This window comes from Streptomyces chengmaiensis (assembly GCF_029846775.1).
GTDB classification, from domain to species: Bacteria; Actinomycetota; Actinomycetes; order Streptomycetales; family Streptomycetaceae; genus Streptomyces; species Streptomyces chengmaiensis.
In genome coordinates this window covers 88,068-106,234 of sequence record NZ_JARWBG010000012.1, presented here as the reverse complement: position 1 = coordinate 106,234, position 18,167 = coordinate 88,068, and the positions used below count along the sequence as shown (strand labels likewise).

The following is an 18,167-nucleotide window of genomic DNA, read 5'->3' as shown; positions in this document are numbered from 1 at the left end:
CTGCCACCCCCACACCTGCGCCCGCGCCCCTGCCCATGCCGCTGCCCCGCATCGGCGTCGGCACCGATGTGCACGCCTTCGAGCAGGGCCGCGAACTGTGGTGCGCGGGCCTGCTGTGGGAGGACTCCGACGGCTACGGCCTCGCCGGGCACTCCGACGGCGACGTCGCCGCCCACGCCGCCTGCGACGCGCTGTTCTCCGCCGCCGGCGTCGGCGACCTGGGCGCCCACTTCGGCACCGGACGCCCCGAGTGGTCCGGCGCGTCGGGCGTCACCCTCCTGGCGGAGGCGGCGCGGATCGTGCGCGCCGAGGGCTTCAGGATCGGCAATGTCGCCATCCAGGTGATCGGCGTACGCCCGAAGATCGGCAAGCGCCGCGACGAGGCGCAGAAGGCCCTCTCGGCGGCGGCGGGCGCGCCCGTGTCCGTCTCGGGCACCACGACGGACGGGCTCGGCCTCACCGGGCGCGGCGAGGGCCTGGCGGCGATCGCGACGGCCCTGCTCGTACGGGCCGACGCGCCCGCGTAGCCGGGGTCCCGCCCGCAGCTCAAAAGCGACACTCTGCGACACCGAGTGAAATAACCCCCTGAAGGGGAGCGTTGGGCGAGGATCTGACTACCAGCCGTCGTACGAAAGGCCGCCATGTCTGCCCAGCTCTCCGACCAGGTCAAGGCGCTGCTCGACACCCCCGTCTTCGTCAACATCGCCACCATCCAGCCCGACGGCAGCCCCCAGGTATCCCCGGTGTGGGTGAAGCGGGACGGCGACGACGTGCTGTTCTCCACCACCGTCGGCCGCCGCAAGGAGAAGAACCTGCGCCGCGACCCGCGGGTGACGGTGCTGCTCCAGCCCTTCGATTCCCCTTACACATACGCCGAGATCCGCGGCACGGCCACGCTCACCACCGAGGGCGGGCCGGAGCTGATCGACGAGCTGTCTCTCAAGTACGCGGGGAAGAAGTACGGGGAGTTCAACCCGGACTCCGTCCACGACGCCCAGCGCGTCGTCGTCCGCATCACCCCGCGCAAGGTCGTCGGCAGTCTCTGAGCCGGTCTCCGCCGGGTCGGGGCGGGAGCGGGTCGGGGCGGGAGCGGGCGGCGCAGGGCACTCGTCCGCGCCCACTACCCTTGATGCGTGACCATTCGCCTGTACGACACCAGCGCCCGGCAGATCCGCGACTTCACCCCGCTCGTGCCGGGCTGTGTCTCGATCTACCTGTGCGGCGCCACCGTGCAGGCCGCCCCGCACATCGGCCACATCCGCTCCGGTCTGAACTTCGACATCATGCGCCGCTGGTTCGCCTACCGCGGCTACGACGTGACGTTCATCCGCAATGTGACCGACATCGACGACAAGATCATCGCCAAGTCCGCCGACCAGGGCCGTCCCTGGTGGGCGATCGGATACGACAACGAGCGCGCGTTCAACGACGGCTACGAGGCGCTGGGCTGCCTGCCGCCCAGTTACGAGCCCCGCGCGACCGGCCACATCACCGAGATGGTCGAGATGATGCGCGGGCTCATCGAGCGCGGCCACGCGTACGAGGCCCACGGCAACGTCTACTTCGACGTCCGCTCCTTCCCGGGCTACCTCCAGCTCTCCAACCAGGAGCTGGAGAACCTCCAGCAGCCGTCCGGGGCCGGCGAGACCGGCAAGCGTGACCCGCGCGACTTCGCCATGTGGAAGGCCGCCAAACCCGGCGAGCCGAGCTGGGAGACCCCCTGGGGCCGCGGCCGCCCCGGCTGGCACCTGGAGTGCTCGGCGATGGCCCACAAGTACCTGGGCTCCGCCTTCGACATCCACGGCGGCGGCCTCGACCTCGTCTTCCCGCACCACGAGAACGAGATCGCGCAGGCCAAGGCGTACGGCGACGACTTCGCCTCGTACTGGGTGCACAACGCCTGGGTGACGATGAGCGGCGAGAAGATGTCCAAGTCGCTGGGCAACTCGGTGCTCGTCTCCGAGATGACCAAGCGCTGGCGGCCCATCGTGCTGCGCTACTACCTGGGCACCCCGCACTACCGGTCGATGATCGAGTACAGCGAGGAGGCGCTGCGCGAGGCGGAGTCCGCGTTCGCGCGGATCGAGGGCTTCATCCAGCGCGTGATCGAGAAGGCGGGGAAGGCCGGACCGGTCGAGCCGGCCGCCGAGGTGCCGGCCGCCTTCGCCGAGGCGATGGACGACGACCTGGGCGTCCCGCAGGCGCTCGCCGTCATCCACACCACCGTCCGCCAGGGCAACAGCGCACTGGCCGCCGACGACAAGGAATCCGCGGTCGCCCGGCTGGCGGAGCTGCGCGCGATGCTCGGCGTCCTCGGGCTCGACCCGCTCGGGACGCATTGGGCGGGCGAGGCGGAGCGCGGCGAAGATCTCCACGGCGTCGTCGACACCCTCGTACGGATGGTGCTCCAGCAGCGGGAGGCCGCCCGTCTCCGCAAGGACTGGGCGACGGCCGATGCGATCCGCGACCAGCTGAACCAGTCCGGACTGGTCATCGAGGACAGCCCGGAGGGCCCGCGCTGGACGCTGGGCCCACGCTGAGGCGGCGCTGACCTGCGAGAGTGTGCCGCCCGTGGATTTGGGCGGCACACTTTCACTGACGTCCGCGCAAGCGGGGTCCCGCACCGCGGGTCTTCACGACTCTTCACGAGCTTCGAGGAACAAGGAATCAGGTAGGTCATGGCCGGGAACAGCCAGCGCAGGAACCGCCGCACGTCCAACAAGAAGGGCGCGCAGGTCGGCAGCGGTGGCAAGCGACGCCGCAGCCTCGAGGGCAAGGGGCCGACGCCGCCCGCGTCCATGCGCAAGGGGCACGTGAAGAACCGCGTCGCCAACGCCAAGGCCAAGCACGCCGCCCGCAAGCCCGTCGCCCGGCGCGGCGGCAAGGGCGCTGCCGAGATGGTCGTCGGCCGCAACCCCGTCTTCGAGGCGCTGCGCGACGGCGTGCCCGCCTCCACGCTCTACGTCCAGCAGTTCATCGACAACGACGAGCGGGTGCGCGAGGCGCTGCAGCTCGCCACCGGGCGCGGCAACGTCAACATCATGGAAGCCCCGCGGCCCGAGCTGGACCGGATGACGAACGGGCTCAACCACCAGGGCCTGGTCCTCCAGGTGCCGCCGTACGAGTACGCGCATCCCGAGGACCTGGCCGCGGCCGCCTACGACGACGGCGACGACCCGCTGATCGTGGCGCTCGACGGGGTCACCGACCCGCGGAACCTGGGCGCGGTCGTCCGCTCCGTCTCCGCCTTCGGCGGCCACGGCGTGGTCGTCCCCGAGCGCCGGGCCGCGGGCATGACGGCCGGCGCCTGGAAGACCTCGGCGGGCACGGCCGCCCGTACGCCGGTCGCACGCGCCACCAATCTCACCCGAGCCCTGGAGTCCTACAAGAAGGCGGGCCTGACGGTCGTCGGTCTGGCGGCGGACGGGGAGAGCGAGATCGGGGAGCTCGACTCGCTGGGCGGCCCGGTCGTGATCGTCGTCGGCAGTGAGGGCAAGGGCCTGTCCCGCCTGGTCGGCGAGACCTGCGACTTCCGCGTCCGCATCCCGATGCCGGGTGGCGCGGAGTCCCTGAACGCCGGGGTCGCGGCAGGAGTGGTGCTGTACGAGGCGGCCCGCCGCCGGATGGCCTGACGGCCGCGGGGCGGGCCGGCCGCCGGATGGCCCTACGGTCGTCATGAGGCGGCCGGCCGCCGGATGGCCCTATGGCCCGGTCCCGTGCCCTGACACCCCGGGGCGTCCCGGGGTGCCACGGGCCTGTGGGGCATCGGGGCGCGTCAGGAGCGCGATGCGCATCTGGAGTGCGATGCGCATCGGAAGTGAGATGCACATCAGGAGTGCGATCCGCATCAGGAGCGCGGCCCGCATCAGGAGTGCGGCCCGCATCAGGAGTGCGATCCGGCCAATCCGTTGCACTTTGGCCAATATGGGGTCCTTGACGGGCCTCCGACAGATCCGCCCCGTCACGGCAGTGTCCTAAACACAAGTCACTCGGTTAGATGAGTGTGGACACCAGAACGCCCCGGCCCGGGTTCGATGATCAGCCTGCGCTGAGCATGCTCAAGGTCGACGCCGACCCCGCGCAGGTCATCGTGAACCACGCCAGCTTCCGAGTGCAGCTCGCGCAGAGCCCGCGCCCCGCACGCGCGCTGGCGGACACCGCACGCATCCCCGCCGTCGGCGGTACGGGCACGGCGGTGCGGCGGCGGGCTCCTGTCGTATGGAGCGGCAAGTCCGCGCCTGGAGACACCGGTGCGACCGGGCTGCTGCAGGCCGTGCGCGCCGGGGGCGGAGGGGCGACCGCCGGGGCCGACCCGTACGACACGGGTGCCACACAGGTCATTCCGCGCCTCGACCTGCTGGAGGACACCGCGCCGACCCCGGCCGTGCCGGCCGGCCGGCCGCTGCTGCCGCCGATGCGAAAGGCNAGGACACCGCGCCGACCCCGGCCGTGCCGGCCGGCCGGCCGCTGCTGCCGCCGATGCGAAAGGCGGTCGGCGCCTACGACGCGTACGACACGCGCCAGCAGGAGCGGTACTCGGGCGGCGGCCTCGACGACGCCGCCGTCGGCCCCCCCGCCGACGGCCCGGCTGGCGGCGGCCCCGACGGCGGCGAGGACGCCGACAGCGCCGAGAACGACGCCCGCGCCCAGCGGCACGCCTACTACCCCGGGCGGCGGATGAACCTGGGCGTGGTGCTGCTGCCGCTGCGCGTGTTCCTCGGCTTCATCTCCATCTACGCGGGCATGGGCAAGCTCTGCGACCCCGTCTACTTCGACGGCGGTGAGCGTGGCTCCATGGTCAAGTGGCTCAACTCGCTGCACCCCTGGTCCGCCGCGGAACCGCTGCGCGACTTCGCGCTGGCGCACCCGGTGGGGGCGGGCCTGACCATCGCCTTCCTCCAGGTGATCGTCGGCGTGCTGACGGTGCTGGGGCTCTGGCAGCGGGTGGCGGCGGTCTTCGGCGCACTGCTGTCCGCCGCACTGATCCTCACCGTGAGCTGGAAGAACGTCCCCGTCTACGACGCGCCGGACATCATCTACCTCGCCGCCTGGTCACCGCTGATCATCGCCGGTGCGCCGGTCTACTCGATCGACGGCAGGCTCGCCGGCGAGGCCTGGCGCACGCTCGGTCCGCGGGCGGAGCTGTGGCAGCTGCGCCGTCGCGTGCTGCGCCGCGGCGGCCTGATCACCGCGATCGTGATCGGCCTGACGCTGCTGATCGGCTCGATGCTCGGCGCGGCGGTCCGCTCCTCGGACATGGTGACCGTGCCGGGGCCGCACCAGGACCCGAGCAACCACCTGCCCGGCTCCCCGCTGCCGCAGGAGCCCAGCGGTTCGGCCAGCTCCGAGGGCAGGACCGGCGGACGGCAGGAGTCGCCGACGCCGTCCGCGAGCCGCTCGGGCAGCCCCACGCCGGAGGCGTCCACCCCGGCGGCCACCAGCGGCACGGGCATGGTCAGGGAGACCGGCAGGGCGAGCACCGGGGCCGGGACGCCCAGCCAGACGCAGGGCAGCATGGGCCAGCAGCCGCCGGCGCAGTCGGAGCCCGTCCAGCCGCCGACCACCAGCGCGGGGCCGACGTCGAGCGGCAGCACCGGAAGCGGCAGCGGAGGTTCCGGCAGCGGCGGAACCAGCAGCGGTGGAAGCGGCGGAAGCGACGGAGGCTCGGACGGCAGCACGGGCGGTTCCAGCAGCGGAGGCTCCAGCGGGGGCAGCGGCCGGGTGATCGGCGGACTGCTCGGCTGAGTCCCGTACGGGTACGGGTGGGGCGGGCACCCGGTTCGGGTGCCCGCCCCACTGGTGTGGCCCCCCGCGCTCAGCGGCTTTCGGTGAGCTCCTTGGCGGCCTCGGTGAGGTCCTTGGCGGTGTCGATGGCCCGCCAGTAGGCCCCCTGGGGCAGCGGGAATCCGGCGAGGCTGCGCTCCCGGGCGAGCCGGGGGAAAGTGGTCCGCTCATGGTCGCCGCGGTCCGGCAGCAGCTTGGTGAAAGCCGGGGAGAAGACGTACACGCCCGCGTTGATGAGATACGGCGACGGCGGGGCCTCGATGAAGTCCGTGATGTGCCCGAAGGCGTCGGTCTCCACGGCGCCCCAGGGGATGCGGGGCCGCGCGAGGGCGAGGGTGGCGGTGGCGTCGCGTTCGGCGTGGAAGTCGGCCATGTCGCGGAGCGAGAAGCGGGTCCAGATGTCGCCGTTGGTGGCGTACCAGGGCTGGTCCGGCTCCGGAAGACGGGCGGCGGCGTACTTGAGGCCGCCGCCGCGGCCGAGCGGCTCCGGCTCGACGACGGTGGTGACGCGGAGGGGGAGGTCGGCGCTCGCCAGCCAGTCCTGGAGGACCTCGGCGAGATGGCCGCAGGAGACGACGGCGTCGGTCACGCCCTCGGCGGCCAGCCAGGCAAGCTGATGGCCGATGATCGGGGTCCCGGTCCCCGGGATCTCGACCATCGGCTTGGGGCGGTCGTCGGTGTACGGGCGCAGCCGGGAGCCCTGGCCGCCCGCCAGAACCACGGCCTGCGTCGGATGCGTAGACGTCTGCATGCCGTGAACGATATGCGGATGTGACCGGCGGGCGTCCCGCCGGTCCGGGCGTCAGGGCTGCCTACGGCTCAGCTCTGGGCCTGCTGTGCGACTCCGGAGGCGTAGGAGGTGTCGCAGACGGGGCGTGCGAAGGACTGGGCACGGGCGGGCCCGTACAGACTGACCGCTGCACGGCCGAGGGCACGGGCGATCTCCATGCAGTGCTCTGCGAGCGACGGACGCTGGTCGACGGCCTGCTGCAGGCTGGTGAGGACCGCGCCTGGGTCCTTCTGCCTGCCCTGGAGCTCGGTGAGGAGCCTCTCGCGCAGGACGTCCTGTGCCGCGCGCGGCTTGGCGCGCACGGAGACGTCCGTCGACGAGGCGAGCATCTGGGTCTGCGAACTGGTCCCGGCCCACGGCACGCTGGTGACCGCGAGGGTTCCGGAGAGCACCAGGACTACGGGTAGTACGAGGGCGAGGGTACGGCCGATACGGCGGGCTGTGTGGGTCACGGAGCGAGCGTAGCGGCCGGTAGTGATTTGGCGACATTTAGTCACACGGTTGAGGGAAGGTTTGCCGGCGAATTTCGTCCGGTGGGTTGACGGCCGGGGGTGAAATGCCCGACCTGTACAGGTATTTATCGACATAAGCGAAACGACCCCGCACTGAAGTGCGGGGCCGCTCAGCGGAACACAGCCGTCCGGCGTTCTCTAGCCGTAGCCGTAGCCGTAGCCGTAGCCGTAGCCGTCCGGCGTTCCGTAGCCGTCAGTCGGCGAGGCGCTCGCCGGTCGACGTCGAGAAGACATGGAGCTCGCCCGGGCGCGGCACGACGTGCAGCTCGCTGCCCTTCTCCGGGACGGAGCGGCCGCCGACGCGGACGACGAGGTCCTTGTGCCCGCCCGCGACCTCGGCGGAACCGTACACAAAGCCGTCGGCGCCGAGCTCCTCGACGACGTTGACGGAGACGGGAAGGCCGGCCGGGGCGTCGGCGGCGCCCTTGGCCAGCGAGGCGGCGGTGTCGCCGTTCAGCTCGACCACGTCGAGGTGCTCGGGCCGGACGCCGACCGTGACGGTGGTGTCGCCCTTGTCCGCGGCCTGGCTGAGGGCCTCGCGGGAGACGGGCAGCACGCTGTTGCCGAACCTCACGCCGCCGTCGGTGATGGGCACCTCGATCAGGTTCATGGCGGGGGAGCCGATGAAGCCGGCGACGAAGAGGTTCGCGGGGCGGTCGTACATATGGCGCGGCGAGTCGACCTGCTGCAGCAGCCCGTCCTTCAGGACGGCGACGCGGTCGCCCATCGTCATGGCCTCGACCTGGTCGTGGGTCACATACACGGTGGTGATGCCGAGCCGCCGCTGCAGGCTCGCGATCTGCGTACGCGTGGACACCCGGAGCTTGGCGTCCAGGTTCGACAGCGGCTCGTCCATCAGGAACACCTGCGGCTCCCGCACGATGGCCCGACCCATCGCGACTCGCTGCCGCTGACCGCCGGAGAGCGCCTTCGGCTTGCGGTCGAGGTACTCCGTGAGATCGAGGATCTTCGCGGCCTCCTCGACCTTCTTGCGGATCTCGCTCTTGTTGACCCCCGCGATCTTGAGCGCGAAGCCCATGTTGTCGGCGACGGTCATGTGCGGGTACAGCGCGTAGTTCTGGAACACCATGGCGATGTCCCGGTCCTTGGGAGGCAGATGCGTGACATCCCGCTCCCCGATGCGGATCGCTCCGCCGTTGACGTCCTCGAGCCCCGCGAGCATCCGCAGCGAGGTGGACTTCCCGCAGCCGGACGGGCCGACGAGGACGAGGAACTCGCCATCTTCGATCTCGATTTCCAGCTGGTCTACGGCGGGCTTCTCGGCGCCCGGGTAGACCCGGGTCGCCTTGTCGAACGTGACAGTGGCCATGGTGATGGTCCCTTCACCGGCAGGAACGTGCCGGACGATCCGAGTAAAGGAAGCTGATGGGTCTAGTCCACCAGAGTGAACTCCAGGTGACGCTACCTGGCCGGGTCCGTCCTGTCAGCATTTTCCGGCATCGGAATTTCCGACCGGGCCGGTCCGGCGGTTGGATACACTCTTACGGCTGCCTCCTTAGCTCAGCTGGCCAGAGCACCGCTCTTGTAAAGCGGGGGTCGTCGGTTCGAACCCGACAGGGGGCTCTGCCTGACCAGCCATCTGGTCGACGAAGACCCAGGTCAGCCGAGTGGCTGCCTGGGTCTTTCGTCGTTCGGAGCGGTCTGCCTACATCACGCATATGTTCTGGCTACGCTCCGGAGTCACGTTTCCTGAAGATCCCCTAAACGATCACACTGTTTGCGCAGGTCACGGCCCGCCCGGACGCGGAGGTGGGGGCCGGCGCGCCACGGCCGGATGGGGAGTGCCCCGGGCGCCTGTCCGCCATTCGCTACGTTCGGTGCCGACTTCAGCGCGATGGGTGACCGGCGGGTTACTGTGGCGGCCGGTGTTGTTGTGATCACGGGCTGCCTCGTCCGCTTGCGGCACGCTGGGCGCCCCTCCACGATCGGACAGGTCCCTCCATGCGCCACGCTTCCCCTCGTCCTCGCCGCCTCGTCAGGGCTGCTGCAGCGGCGTGCGTGCTGTCGGCGCCGCTCGCCCCGGCCGCCACCGCGGTAACACCCGCCGACGGCAGCGACCCCCACCGGTCCGGCGAAGTCATCACCGTGACCACCGCCAGGGTCGGTGACACCGGCAACCCGTCGGTGGGTGTGGTCCCCTTCGCGGACGCCGTCTATCCGAACTGCGCCGAGGCTCCCGAGACATCGAGCGGCTGTCTGACGGTCGGCAGGGTCGACTACCCGTACGAGATCGGCAAGCTCGAGATCACCGTTGCGCAGTGGGTGGCGTTTCTGAACACCGTCGACCCCGGCGGACGCGACCGCTTCGACCTCTACGAGGAGAGCGAAAGCGGCTCTGCCTGGCCCAAGTACGGCCAGGTCGACTACTCGGAGGACGCCCGCAGGGGCCGTCACTATTCGGTGGCCTACCCGGAGTGGGCGGACAAGCCGTACGGCTTCGCGGACTTCCTCGACGCGGCCCGGTTCGTCAACTCGCTCGTCAACGGCCGCGTCCTCGCCAAGGAGACGCGCACCGAGGGCGCCTTCACCTATGTCACCTACAAGGTCCGCCTCTCGCCGCGGACCGAGCGCGGGATGTACGACCTCGACCGCCCGGACACGACGCGGACCGAGGACCGCGGCTTCGTCGTACCGAGCCAGAACGAGTGGATCAAGGCGGCCTACTACGACCCGAGCGGCGGCGGTACGTACTCGTACTGGAAGTACCCCACCAACGCCGGGGTCTTCGGCGACGGCGACGCGACCGCTCCCAGCCCCACCGTGCTCAACCCCACCACCGGGGACGTCACCAACGCTTCGACACAGCCGCTCGCCTCGTACCACGCCTCCGGACAGCCGGCGCCCACCTGGTGCCCCTCGCAGGTGCCGCCCGAAGTCTGCTCCTCCGTCAATCCGATCGGACTGGACCCCGTCACCTACGCGGACCTCTACCAGGGCAGCCTCGAGACGACCGGACAGGCCCGCACCACCTCGCCGTGGGGCACCCTCGACCAAGGCGGCAACGCGGTCGAATGGACCGACACGATCACCCCGCCCCCGACCGGCCAGGACTTCGGCCGGGTCTGGCGCCGGCTCCACGGCGGGGTGTCCAACGCACCGGCCTTCCAGATGTGGCCCTCCGCGGTCGGACTTCAGCCCCAGGACAACCTCTTCTACCGCCACACCTATCCATGGCTGGGAATCCGGATCGGAGTGATCGGGGAACTCGAGCCGGAGGAGCACTGAAGCGAGCGGTCTTCGACCACCGGGCGCCATCAGCGGATGGCGGCCAGGCTCGCGTAGACGACGACATTGCCCAGGTAGCCGCTCTTCTTGCTGTAGCCGCCGCCGCACGTGATGATCCGCAGCTGGGGCGCGGCGGTACTGCCGTAGACCTTCCGGCTCGGGAAGGTCTTCTTCGGGTACACCTCGACGGCATCGACCTTGAACACCGCGGTGCGCCGGTCCTGACGCGCCACTTCGACGAGACTCCCTTTGCCGAGGGCTCCGAGCGAGTAGAAGACTGCGCGGCCGGAAGGGGTGTCGACGTGCCCCGCCACGACGGCCGTACCCGCCTCTCCGGGCGCAGGCCCCTTGGCGTACCAGCCGGCGAATCCGGCCTTCTCGACAGGTGGGACCTGGAGTGTGCCCGCCGCGTCCAGAGCCAGCTTCATGACCGGCGCGTCGACGCCGATGGCGGGGATGCGCAGTCGGACCGGTTCGGAGCGGGACCGGTCCCCGTTCCGGTCGCTTGTGCGCAGCGACGGCGGGTGGGGGGCGGGCTTCCCGGGCGCGTCCGGGCGTGCGGCGGTGGATGCGGGGTGCGCGGTCTGCGCGGCGGGCGGTGTGTGCGCCTGGTTGGCCGACGGCTGGGGGGCCGTTTCACCGCGCAGCCCATGTACCAGCAGGTAGATGCCGACGCACATGGCGACGACGAGAGTTCTGGTCGACAGGACAGGGGCGGAAGGCGTGCGTCCCATGAGGTCACGGTCCCGGCTTCGGACTGGGGGCATACGGAGGCGGTGCGGGCGCCGGCCTATGTCGCGAGCCGGAGCCGGACTCGGCGCAGGCCCGCGCCCGTAGGATCAGCCGGCGGCGTCTGAGCGCCGGCGCCGCAGGACGATCCCGCCGGCCGCCGCGCCGACGATCAGCGCCGAACCGGCGGCGATCTCGGTGCCGCTCATCGCGCCGGCGCCGCCGAAGCCGCCGCGCACCGCCCCGTCCGGCTGACGGGCGACTTCGAACTCGGTCACGACACGGGTCGATGGCGGGCACTTGACCGTGATGCTGTAGACGCCTTCCTCGGTGTCCTGGGGAACGGTGAACTCACCTGACAGCTCACCCTTGGTACCGCCCTCGAGCAGGTTGATCTGGCCTCCGGCCTCTGCTTGTCCCTTGGCGTAGGCGACGTCCGACTCACAGGCCGACGTGCTGACCGCGACGGTGGAGCCCGGGTACGCCACGCCGGGGCTGACATGGACTTCGGACTCGTCGGCGGCCGCCGACGCGGCCGGGAAACCAAGAGCGAGCATGGTCAGTGCCCCTACGGCACGTACGCGTGCGGTACGCATGTCACCAGCCTCCGACAAGCGCGGGGCAGGACTTGTTGTCCCGGCGAGGGCGCCGCGCTCCCGGTCACAAGACAACCAGCTGCCGGGATCTGACCGACGTTCCGGAACGAACCCATGCCATCATGTCGTATATATATTTATACAGGTCATACCGGTTGTGATACGCCTAATGACGGAATGTCGGAGACACGTGGCGAACGGGTGGCGGCCTGAGCCGGACAGGTGGCCCGCGGGGGCGGCGGAAATGCCCGGCGTCCGCCGGGTCCTCCCGGTCGGCTCACGACAATCGGCAGCCGTGCATGGCACCGGTGCGCGGCGGTGGCCGCAACCACGTCGAGGGAAGATCGAACGTGGAAAGCGGGGGTCGTCGGTTCGAACCCGGCAGGGGCTCAGGGCACCTGGCAGATCAGGCGCCGGAGGGGGCTACCGTTCAGCCGGACGGGAGGCCTCGGTCATGGTCAGTCGGCCACGCCCAGGTCCTCGCGCATGATCCGGCGCATGGCGGTGAGTGCGGGCTCCGCGGCCTTCAGATCGATGAGCGCCCGGTCCGCGGTCTCTCCCTCTCTGGAAAGGCCGCGATCAATGCGCTTGGCGGCGGCGTCAGTCGAGGCCAGGACGACGTTCACCTCGCGAGACGCCCGGAGCACCACTTCGGGGACGATCATCTGAGCCTCGGCGTACCGATCCCGGTAGTCCCGCCGTGCCTGTTCGACCTGGGCTCGGTCGTCGTCGGTGTAGACCCCGTCGCGCAGGCGATGAAGAGCGTCCTTCAACATGGTGTGGAAGTGACGGGAGGCGCGATTCATCGCCGTGTAGGCGGTACGCCGTTCCTCGAAGAGCCGTCTCCTCTCCTCGGCGCGGCTCTCCTCTGCCCGCTGGCGCTTGGTCGCCCACGTCGTGACCACCGGCGCCAGCAGAGTGCCCAGCACTCCGACGATGGCAGCGACCATGGCAGCTGTCGTGGCACCCATGCACGCGACACTATCGGCCGGCTGCCGGCCGACTGCTGTCGCATCCATCGGTCCTCGGCGCTTCGTCGCCCCGGGTGTCAGTGGCGCTGCCTGATGTTCCCGGTCGCGGCGGGATCGGTCAGATGCCGAACGGCGCGGCGTAGTGGACGGTTCCGCTGGGCAGCGGGGCGTCCGCTTCGAGGGTGAGGGCCATCAGGGCCTCGTCCGGGACGTCGACGGTCAGGGTGATCCCGTCGGCGGAGGCGGGGGTGAAGCCGAAGCGGGGGTAGTAGGCCGGGTGGCCCAGCACGACGACGTAGCGCTCGCCCATGTCCTTGGCCGCGGTGAGGGCGGCGCGGATGGCCGCGGAGCCCGCGCCGGTGTTCTGCCGTTCGGGGCGGACGGCGCACGGGGCCAGGCACAGGGCGGGGGTGTCGTCGATGTGGCAGCGGGTCAGCAGGGCGTGGCCGACGAGGTGCCCGGTCTCGTCGGCGGCGACGAGTGACAGGCCGTCGATCCATGCGTCCGGGTCGGCGCGCAGGGCGTCGACGAGGTCGGCCTCCTCGGCGGTGGGGAAGGCGGCGAGGTTGATCTCGCGGACTGCGGGGATGTCGGCGCGGGTCTCGGCGCGAGTGATCCAGGTGGTGCGCATGATGGATGAACGTACCCGTACGGTGTGCGTGCCGGGGGCGTGCCGGGGGCGCGGCGGGGCATGCCGCCGTACCGGTCAGGACCGGTCAGGTCAGGAGAGCGTCCCGATCACCTTGCGGACCTGGGCGGCGACACTCTCCGGCAGCGGTGCGTAGTGGATCCCGGGGAGGATCTTCTGGCCCTCCTCGCTCGCGGTGTAGGCGAGGAAGGACTTGAGCGCGGGGAGCATCTTCTTGTCGTTGCCCTTGTCGCACACGACCTCGTAGGTGACGAGGACGATCGGGTAGGCGCCGGGGGCCGAGGTCCCGTAGTCGAACTTCAGGGACAGATCCTTGTCCTCGCCGACGACCCTGGCCGATGCGATGCCCGCCGACGCGGTCTCCGGGGACGCCTCGACGGGTTCCGCGGCCCCCGTGTCGATCCGCACGGTGTCGATGTGCCGCTTGGAGGCGAAGGACAGCTCGAAGTAGCCGATGGCGCCGCCGGTGGACATCACCTCGGAGGCGACGCCGACCGACCCGTCCGCGGAGTCGCCGCCCCTGCCGTGCCAGCTCTTCTCGGCCGGGTACGGCCACTGGTCCGGCGCCGCGCCGGCGAGGTAGGCGTTGAGATTCTGTGTGGTGCCGGAGCTGTCCGAGCGGTGCACCGGCCGGATGGCCAGGTCGGGCAGGGCGGCGCGGGGGTTGAGCCGGCGGATGGCCGGGTCGTTCCACCGCGTGATGCGGGAGTCGAAGATCCGGGCGAGGGTCGGGGCGTCCAGTACGAGATCGTGCACGTCAGGGAGGTGGTAGCCGATGGCTATCGGCCCGCCCACCATGGGCAGGTCGATGGCGTGGCCCCCGGGGCACACGTCCCGTGAGGACGCTACGTCGTCGGTGTCGAGCGCCCCGTCGGTGCCGCCGAACGCCGTGATGCCCTGCAGGAACTGGGCGACTCCCGCGCCCGAGCCGATCGGGTTGTAGGCGATGCGCACGCCGGGGCAGGCCCGCTCGTACTCCTCGATCCATCGCTTCATCGCGTTCGACTGGGCGGTGGACCCGGAACCGGGCACTTTGCCCTGCCGCGCGCAGTCGATCCGGGCGGCCGGCGGTTCCGCGGGCCCGTCGTCGCGAGCCGCCGCCCTGTCGGAACCGCCGTCCCCCTTCGTCAAGACGAGCACTCCGCCCGCCACGGCCGCTACGGCGATGGCCGCCGCGCCGGCGGGGAGGAGGAAGCGTCGGTCCTTGCGCCTCCGGTGCCGCATCCCTTGGCCCCCTTTGAACACTCGCCGGGCGTCTTGAACACTCGCCGGGCGTCAGGGCATAAATGCTTGCCCATGCGTGGCCGGAGTTGGCGGCGGGAGTGCGAACGTTTCCCGACGGATGGCCGTCGTGCAGCTGAGGAGAGGGTGGAGCGGAGGCCAAGGCCTGTCCGGCCGGTCACCGCGCTTTTCTCACGCCCTTCGAGTGCCGGAGCAGTGTGCGCGGGCGTGATGGCAGGATGACGGCATGGTGACGAATCCGCCGTGGACGGGGCTTCACGACGACCTGCTGGCGGCGAAGGCGTTGGTGTACGACCCGAGCGGTTTCGCCTGCTCGCTGCCGCTGCCCGAACCGGAAAGCGCCGAGTACGCGGCTTGCGCGTTCACACTCGACGGCCGCTCGGTTCGGTTCCGCGCGGCCAAGACCACCCCGACGAAGGCGGGCCAGTTCGTCACCGTGTGGCAGCGGTCCGAGGAGGGGCCGATCCGGCCTTTCGACGCCGACGACGGGGTGGACCTCTTCGTCATCAGCAGCCGCGACGACGGCGGCTTTGGGCAGTTCGTGTTCCCGCGCGAGGTGTTGTGCGAGCGCGGCATCGTCTCCCGCAACGCCTCCGGCGGGAAGCGCGGATTCCGCGTCTATCCGCCGTGGGCGACCACGACCAGCCGGCAGGCCCGCAGCACCCGGGCATGGCAGCTGGAGTACTTCTTCAGCCTCGGCCAGGACGGGCCTGCCGACCTGACGCGTGCCCACATCCTGTACCGCCCGTAGGCGCCCGCTGCGCCGCTGCGCCGCTGCGCAGCGGCGTCGGGCACGGAGTGGACGGGGCGGACTCAGCGTGTCCCGAGCAGCTGCACCATGGCGGCCAGCACTGCCGGCTCGACCCGGTAGTAGACCCAGGTGCCGCGCCTCTCGGAGGTCAGGAGGCCGGCCTCCTTGAGCTTCTTCAGGTGGTGGGAGACCGTCGGCTGTGAGACGCCGACGTCGGAGATGTCGCATACGCATGCCTCGCCGCCGTCGTGCGAGGCCACGGCGGAGAACAGCCGCAGCCGCACCGGGTCGCCCAGCGCCTTGAACATCCGCGCGGCCGTCTCGGCCTCCTCGGGGTTCATGGGGCGTTCGGTCAGCGGCGGGCAGCAGGGGGCTGCGGTCTCGGGGGCCTCCGGTGTGATCAGGGGCAGCGCCTGGGTGCTCGACATGCATCTATGTTGACACATATCGATTCGATGAGCGTCTATCTTGACGCTTGTCGAATCAGGTGCCATGCTGGCGACACCTTGAGATATCGATAGATATCGAATCAGTATCCAGCGGGAACCGAGGAGCAGCCCCACATGGACAAGCAGAATCCGCCCGTCGTGGTCATCGGCGCCGGCCCTGTCGGCCTGGCCGCCGCCGCCCATCTGATCGACCGCGGCATCGAACCCCTGGTGCTGGAGGCCGGGTCGGCCGCCGGAGCGGCAGTGCGCGAGTGGTCGCATGTACGCCTGTTCTCCGCCTGGGGCGAGGTCATCGATCCCGTGGCCGAGAAGCTCCTGGCCCCCACCGGCTGGGTCAGGCCCGACGCCGCGGCGTACCCGTCCGGCGGCGACTGGGCCGAGCGGTACCTCCAGCCGCTGGCCGACCTCCTCGGCGGCAGGGTCCGCTATGGCGCGGTCGTCACCGGCGTCTCCCGTGCCGGGCGCGACCGCGTCGTGGACGCCGACCGTGAGAACCAGCCCTTCGTCGTCCATGTCGCCCATGCCGACGGCCGCGAGGAGCGTCTGTTCGCCCGCGCCGTGATCGACGCCTCGGGCACCTGGACCATCCCCGGCCCCGCCGGCGCCGGCGGCCTGCCCGCCCTCGGGGAGAAGGGGGCCGCCGACCGCATCGCCTACCGCGTCCCCGATCTGAGGGATCCCGCCGTACGGGCCCGGTACGCCGGCAAGCGCACCGCCGTGATCGGCTCCGGGGCCTCCGCCTTCACCGCCCTGGCTTCCCTCGCCGCCCTGGCCGGCGAAGACGGCAACGGCGACGGCCACGGCCACGGCCACGGCCACGGCCACGGCCACGGCCACGGCGACGGCGACGGCGACGGCAATGGCCACGGCGACGGCGACGGCGACGGCAATGGCCGCGGCGACGGCACCCGGGCCGTGTGGATTCTGCGCCGCGGCATCTCCGGCTCCACCTTCGGCGGCGGCGAAGCCGACCAGCTTCCCGCGCGCGGCGCCCTCGGCCTGGCCGCGAAGGCCGCCGTCGACGAGGGGTACGCGGACGCGGTCACCGGCTTCCGCACCGAGGCGGTCGAGCGCAGCGGCGACGGCCGGCTGATCCTCGTCGGCGAAGACGGCCGCCGACTCGACCCGGTGGACGAGGTGATCGTGCTGACCGGCTTCCGCCCGGACCTGTCGTTCCTGTCCGAGATGCGCCTCGGGCTCGACGAGCGCCTCCAGGCCCCCGTCGCCCTCGCCCCGCTCATCGACCCCAACCAGCACTCCTGCGGCACGGTCTACCCCCACGGCCACCGCGAGCTCGCCCACCCCGAACCGGGCGTCTACCTCGTCGGCATGAAGTCCTACGGCCGCGCCCCGACCTTCCTCGCCATGACCGGCTATGAGCAGGTCCGCTCCGTCGCCGCCGCCATCGCCGGCGACCTCGAGGCAGCCGACCGCGTCGAACTCACCCTGCCCGAGACCGGGGTGTGCGGCGGCGCAGGCCTGTTCGACGCACCCGAAGCCGACCAGTCCTCCGGCGGCGGAGGCTGCTGCTCCGCCCCGGCGGCCGGTCCCGCCGCCCTTCAGATCGGCGTCGGCGCCCCGGCCTCCTCGGGCGGCTGCTGACCCGCCGGGACGGCGGAGGGTGATGCCGCTCCAGGCGATTCGGGAGGCGACTGCGGGAGGCGCTCCGGGAGAGGGCTAGGACGGCTTGCGCCGCGCGGGCCGGGTCGACCGCGGTTCTGCGGCGCGCAGGTCCGCCAGCAGCTCGGCCTGGCCCGCGAGCACGCCGGACAGGATGCTGCGGGCCACCCTCAGCAGCTCCGCCACCTGGGGGCTGGTCAGCGAGTAGTAGACGTTCGAGCCCTCCTTGCGGGTGACCACGAGGTTGGCTCGCCGGAGCACGGCCAGCTGCTGGGACAGATGGGCGGGCTCGACGCCCACCTCGGGCAGCATCTCGGCGACCGCGTGCTCACGTTCGCTCAGCAGTTCCAGCACCCGGATGCGGACCGGATGACCCAGTGTCTTGAAGAACTCCGCCTTGAGCTGGTACAGCGGCGCGCTCACCGGGACCGCCTCTCAGCCCGCCCGTGCCCCGAACGCCGTGGAGTCCGTCCAGGCCAGTGCTCCATGCACCGCGTCCGCCCAGGAATCATCGCCATGGGGCCATCCTCGCTCCCGCGCGCCCGGCTGACGGCACTGCCCCCGCTCCCGCGTTACGCCTTCTTCAGGAACTGGGTCTTGAGGACCAGGCCCTTGACCTTCTTGGTGTTGCATTCGACCTCGTCAGGGCGGCCGGTGAGGCGGATGTTCTTCACCAGAGTGCCGCGCTTGAGGGTTTCGGAGGTGCCCTTGACCTTCAGGTCCTTGATCAGGGTCACGGAGTCGCCGTCCTGCAGCGCGTTGCCGTTGCTGTCCTTGGTGATCACGTCGTTCAACTGCTTTCTCCTTTGCGGTGGTGCGCCGGGGTCG

The 18,167-nt window shown here is 71.1% G+C and carries 18 protein-coding genes, 1 tRNA gene and 1 pseudogene; 9 read left to right on the top strand and 11 right to left on the bottom strand.

Translation table 11 applies throughout. The features are described from left to right. Positions 1 to 35 precede the first annotated feature (35 nt). From ispF to QCN29_RS13105, 5 genes and pseudogenes are all read left to right on the top strand, one after another. The gene (gene ispF / locus QCN29_RS13125) at positions 36 to 527 is read left to right on the top strand and encodes a 2-C-methyl-D-erythritol 2,4-cyclodiphosphate synthase (RefSeq protein WP_279928111.1); all 492 of its coding nucleotides are present in this window, start codon (positions 36 to 38) and stop codon (positions 525 to 527) included. Positions 528 to 641: 114 nt separating this feature from the next. Beyond that, the gene (locus QCN29_RS13120; protein ID WP_279928039.1) at positions 642 to 1,046 is read left to right on the top strand and encodes a PPOX class F420-dependent oxidoreductase; all 405 of its coding nucleotides are present in this window, start codon (positions 642 to 644) and stop codon (positions 1,044 to 1,046) included. An 87-nt stretch (positions 1,047 to 1,133) separates the two neighbouring features. Beyond that, on the top strand, positions 1,134 to 2,540 hold the full coding sequence (gene cysS / locus QCN29_RS13115) for a cysteine--tRNA ligase (protein WP_279928038.1): 1,407 nt from the start codon (positions 1,134 to 1,136) through the stop codon (positions 2,538 to 2,540). A 138-nt stretch (positions 2,541 to 2,678) separates the two neighbouring features. Then, positions 2,679 to 3,632, top strand: coding sequence for a 23S rRNA (guanosine(2251)-2'-O)-methyltransferase RlmB (gene rlmB, locus QCN29_RS13110; RefSeq protein ID WP_279928037.1), 954 nt, complete (start codon positions 2,679 to 2,681; stop codon positions 3,630 to 3,632). A gap of 422 nt (positions 3,633 to 4,054) precedes the next feature. Next, a pseudogene (locus tag QCN29_RS13105) lies at positions 4,055 to 5,745 on the top strand (DoxX family protein). Positions 5,746 to 5,815: 70 nt separating this feature from the next. Here the strand turns inward: QCN29_RS13105 and QCN29_RS13100 are convergent. The 3 genes from QCN29_RS13100 to QCN29_RS13090 all read right to left on the bottom strand — a co-directional run bounded on the left by QCN29_RS13100 (position 5,816) and on the right by QCN29_RS13090 (position 8,416). Then, a complete protein-coding gene (locus QCN29_RS13100; protein ID WP_240138250.1) occupies positions 5,816 to 6,535 on the bottom strand; it encodes a nucleotidyltransferase family protein in 720 nt (239 codons plus the stop codon). A gap of 68 nt (positions 6,536 to 6,603) precedes the next feature. Continuing rightward, positions 6,604 to 7,026, bottom strand: a complete 423-nt coding sequence (locus tag QCN29_RS13095) for a hypothetical protein (protein WP_240138249.1) — start codon at positions 7,024 to 7,026, stop codon at positions 6,604 to 6,606. Positions 7,027 to 7,279: 253 nt separating this feature from the next. Beyond that, positions 7,280 to 8,416 carry an ABC transporter ATP-binding protein gene (locus QCN29_RS13090; protein WP_279928036.1) on the bottom strand — a complete coding sequence of 379 codons (1,137 nt, stop codon included), beginning with the start codon at positions 8,414 to 8,416 and terminating at the stop codon, positions 7,280 to 7,282. Between the two features lie 180 nt (positions 8,417 to 8,596). Here QCN29_RS13090 and QCN29_RS13085 point away from each other — a divergent pair. Both QCN29_RS13085 and QCN29_RS13080 read left to right on the top strand, forming a co-directional pair. Next, a tRNA-Thr gene (locus tag QCN29_RS13085) sits at positions 8,597 to 8,670 on the top strand. Positions 8,671 to 9,105: 435 nt separating this feature from the next. Next, positions 9,106 to 10,332 (top strand): hypothetical protein, encoded by a 1,227-nt coding sequence (locus QCN29_RS13080; RefSeq protein WP_279928035.1) that lies wholly within the window; start codon positions 9,106 to 9,108, stop codon positions 10,330 to 10,332. 29 nt (positions 10,333 to 10,361) lie between these two features. Here QCN29_RS13080 and QCN29_RS13075 read toward each other — a convergent pair whose 3' ends face one another. The 5 genes from QCN29_RS13075 to pstS form a co-directional block, all read right to left on the bottom strand. Continuing rightward, positions 10,362 to 11,066 (bottom strand): class F sortase, encoded by a 705-nt coding sequence (locus QCN29_RS13075; protein WP_279928033.1) that lies wholly within the window; start codon positions 11,064 to 11,066, stop codon positions 10,362 to 10,364. A gap of 105 nt (positions 11,067 to 11,171) precedes the next feature. Then, a complete protein-coding gene (locus tag QCN29_RS13070; RefSeq protein ID WP_240138230.1) occupies positions 11,172 to 11,657 on the bottom strand; it encodes a hypothetical protein in 486 nt (161 codons plus the stop codon). 458 nt (positions 11,658 to 12,115) lie between these two features. After that, positions 12,116 to 12,628, bottom strand: a complete 513-nt coding sequence (locus QCN29_RS13065) for a hypothetical protein (RefSeq protein ID WP_279928031.1) — start codon at positions 12,626 to 12,628, stop codon at positions 12,116 to 12,118. A 118-nt stretch (positions 12,629 to 12,746) separates the two neighbouring features. Next, entirely contained in the window at positions 12,747 to 13,259 is a 513-nt protein-coding gene (locus QCN29_RS13060) for a GNAT family N-acetyltransferase (protein ID WP_279928029.1), read from the bottom strand. Between the two features lie 90 nt (positions 13,260 to 13,349). Next, the gene (gene pstS, locus QCN29_RS13055; RefSeq protein WP_279928028.1) at positions 13,350 to 14,501 is read right to left on the bottom strand and encodes a phosphate ABC transporter substrate-binding protein PstS; all 1,152 of its coding nucleotides are present in this window, start codon (positions 14,499 to 14,501) and stop codon (positions 13,350 to 13,352) included. A gap of 244 nt (positions 14,502 to 14,745) precedes the next feature. Here pstS and QCN29_RS13050 point away from each other — a divergent pair, with 244 nt between their 5' ends. Continuing rightward, positions 14,746 to 15,270, top strand: coding sequence for a MepB family protein (locus tag QCN29_RS13050; RefSeq protein WP_279928027.1), 525 nt, complete (start codon positions 14,746 to 14,748; stop codon positions 15,268 to 15,270). A 62-nt stretch (positions 15,271 to 15,332) separates the two neighbouring features. Here QCN29_RS13050 and QCN29_RS13045 read toward each other — a convergent pair whose 3' ends face one another. Further along, a complete protein-coding gene (locus QCN29_RS13045; protein WP_279928026.1) occupies positions 15,333 to 15,698 on the bottom strand; it encodes an ArsR/SmtB family transcription factor in 366 nt (121 codons plus the stop codon). A gap of 135 nt (positions 15,699 to 15,833) precedes the next feature. Between QCN29_RS13045 and QCN29_RS13040 the strand changes: the two genes are divergently transcribed. Continuing rightward, a complete protein-coding gene (locus QCN29_RS13040; protein ID WP_279928025.1) occupies positions 15,834 to 17,321 on the top strand; it encodes an NAD(P)-binding domain-containing protein in 1,488 nt (495 codons plus the stop codon). 75 nt (positions 17,322 to 17,396) lie between these two features. Here the strand turns inward: QCN29_RS13040 and QCN29_RS13035 are convergent, their stop codons facing one another. Both QCN29_RS13035 and QCN29_RS13030 read right to left on the bottom strand, forming a co-directional pair. Continuing rightward, entirely contained in the window at positions 17,397 to 17,762 is a 366-nt protein-coding gene (locus QCN29_RS13035; protein WP_279928023.1) for an ArsR/SmtB family transcription factor, read from the bottom strand. 149 nt (positions 17,763 to 17,911) lie between these two features. After that, on the bottom strand, positions 17,912 to 18,124 hold the full coding sequence (locus QCN29_RS13030; RefSeq protein WP_279928110.1) for an alkylphosphonate utilization protein: 213 nt from the start codon (positions 18,122 to 18,124) through the stop codon (positions 17,912 to 17,914). Positions 18,125 to 18,167: the final 43 nt, after the last annotated feature.

Coding starts and splice junctions, on each gene's coding strand:
- QCN29_RS13065 (WP_279928031.1), bottom strand. CDS start 12,628: ATGGGTGCCACGACAGCTGCCATGGTCGCTGCCATCGTCGGAGTGCTG.
- QCN29_RS13100 (WP_240138250.1), bottom strand. CDS start 6,535: ATGCAGACGTCTACGCATCCGACGCAGGCCGTGGTTCTGGCGGGCGGC.
- pstS (WP_279928028.1), bottom strand. CDS start 14,501: ATGCGGCACCGGAGGCGCAAGGACCGACGCTTCCTCCTCCCCGCCGGC.
- QCN29_RS13040 (WP_279928025.1), top strand. CDS start 15,834: ATGGACAAGCAGAATCCGCCCGTCGTGGTCATCGGCGCCGGCCCTGTC.
- QCN29_RS13120 (WP_279928039.1), top strand. CDS start 642: ATGTCTGCCCAGCTCTCCGACCAGGTCAAGGCGCTGCTCGACACCCCC.
- QCN29_RS13050 (WP_279928027.1), top strand. CDS start 14,746: ATGGTGACGAATCCGCCGTGGACGGGGCTTCACGACGACCTGCTGGCG.
- QCN29_RS13090 (WP_279928036.1), bottom strand. CDS start 8,416: ATGGCCACTGTCACGTTCGACAAGGCGACCCGGGTCTACCCGGGCGCC.
- rlmB (WP_279928037.1), top strand. CDS start 2,679: ATGGCCGGGAACAGCCAGCGCAGGAACCGCCGCACGTCCAACAAGAAG.
- QCN29_RS13060 (WP_279928029.1), bottom strand. CDS start 13,259: ATGCGCACCACCTGGATCACTCGCGCCGAGACCCGCGCCGACATCCCC.
- QCN29_RS13045 (WP_279928026.1), bottom strand. CDS start 15,698: ATGTCGAGCACCCAGGCGCTGCCCCTGATCACACCGGAGGCCCCCGAG.
- QCN29_RS13075 (WP_279928033.1), bottom strand. CDS start 11,066: ATGGGACGCACGCCTTCCGCCCCTGTCCTGTCGACCAGAACTCTCGTC.
- QCN29_RS13070 (WP_240138230.1), bottom strand. CDS start 11,657: ATGCGTACCGCACGCGTACGTGCCGTAGGGGCACTGACCATGCTCGCT.
- ispF (WP_279928111.1), top strand. CDS start 36: ATGCCGCTGCCCCGCATCGGCGTCGGCACCGATGTGCACGCCTTCGAG.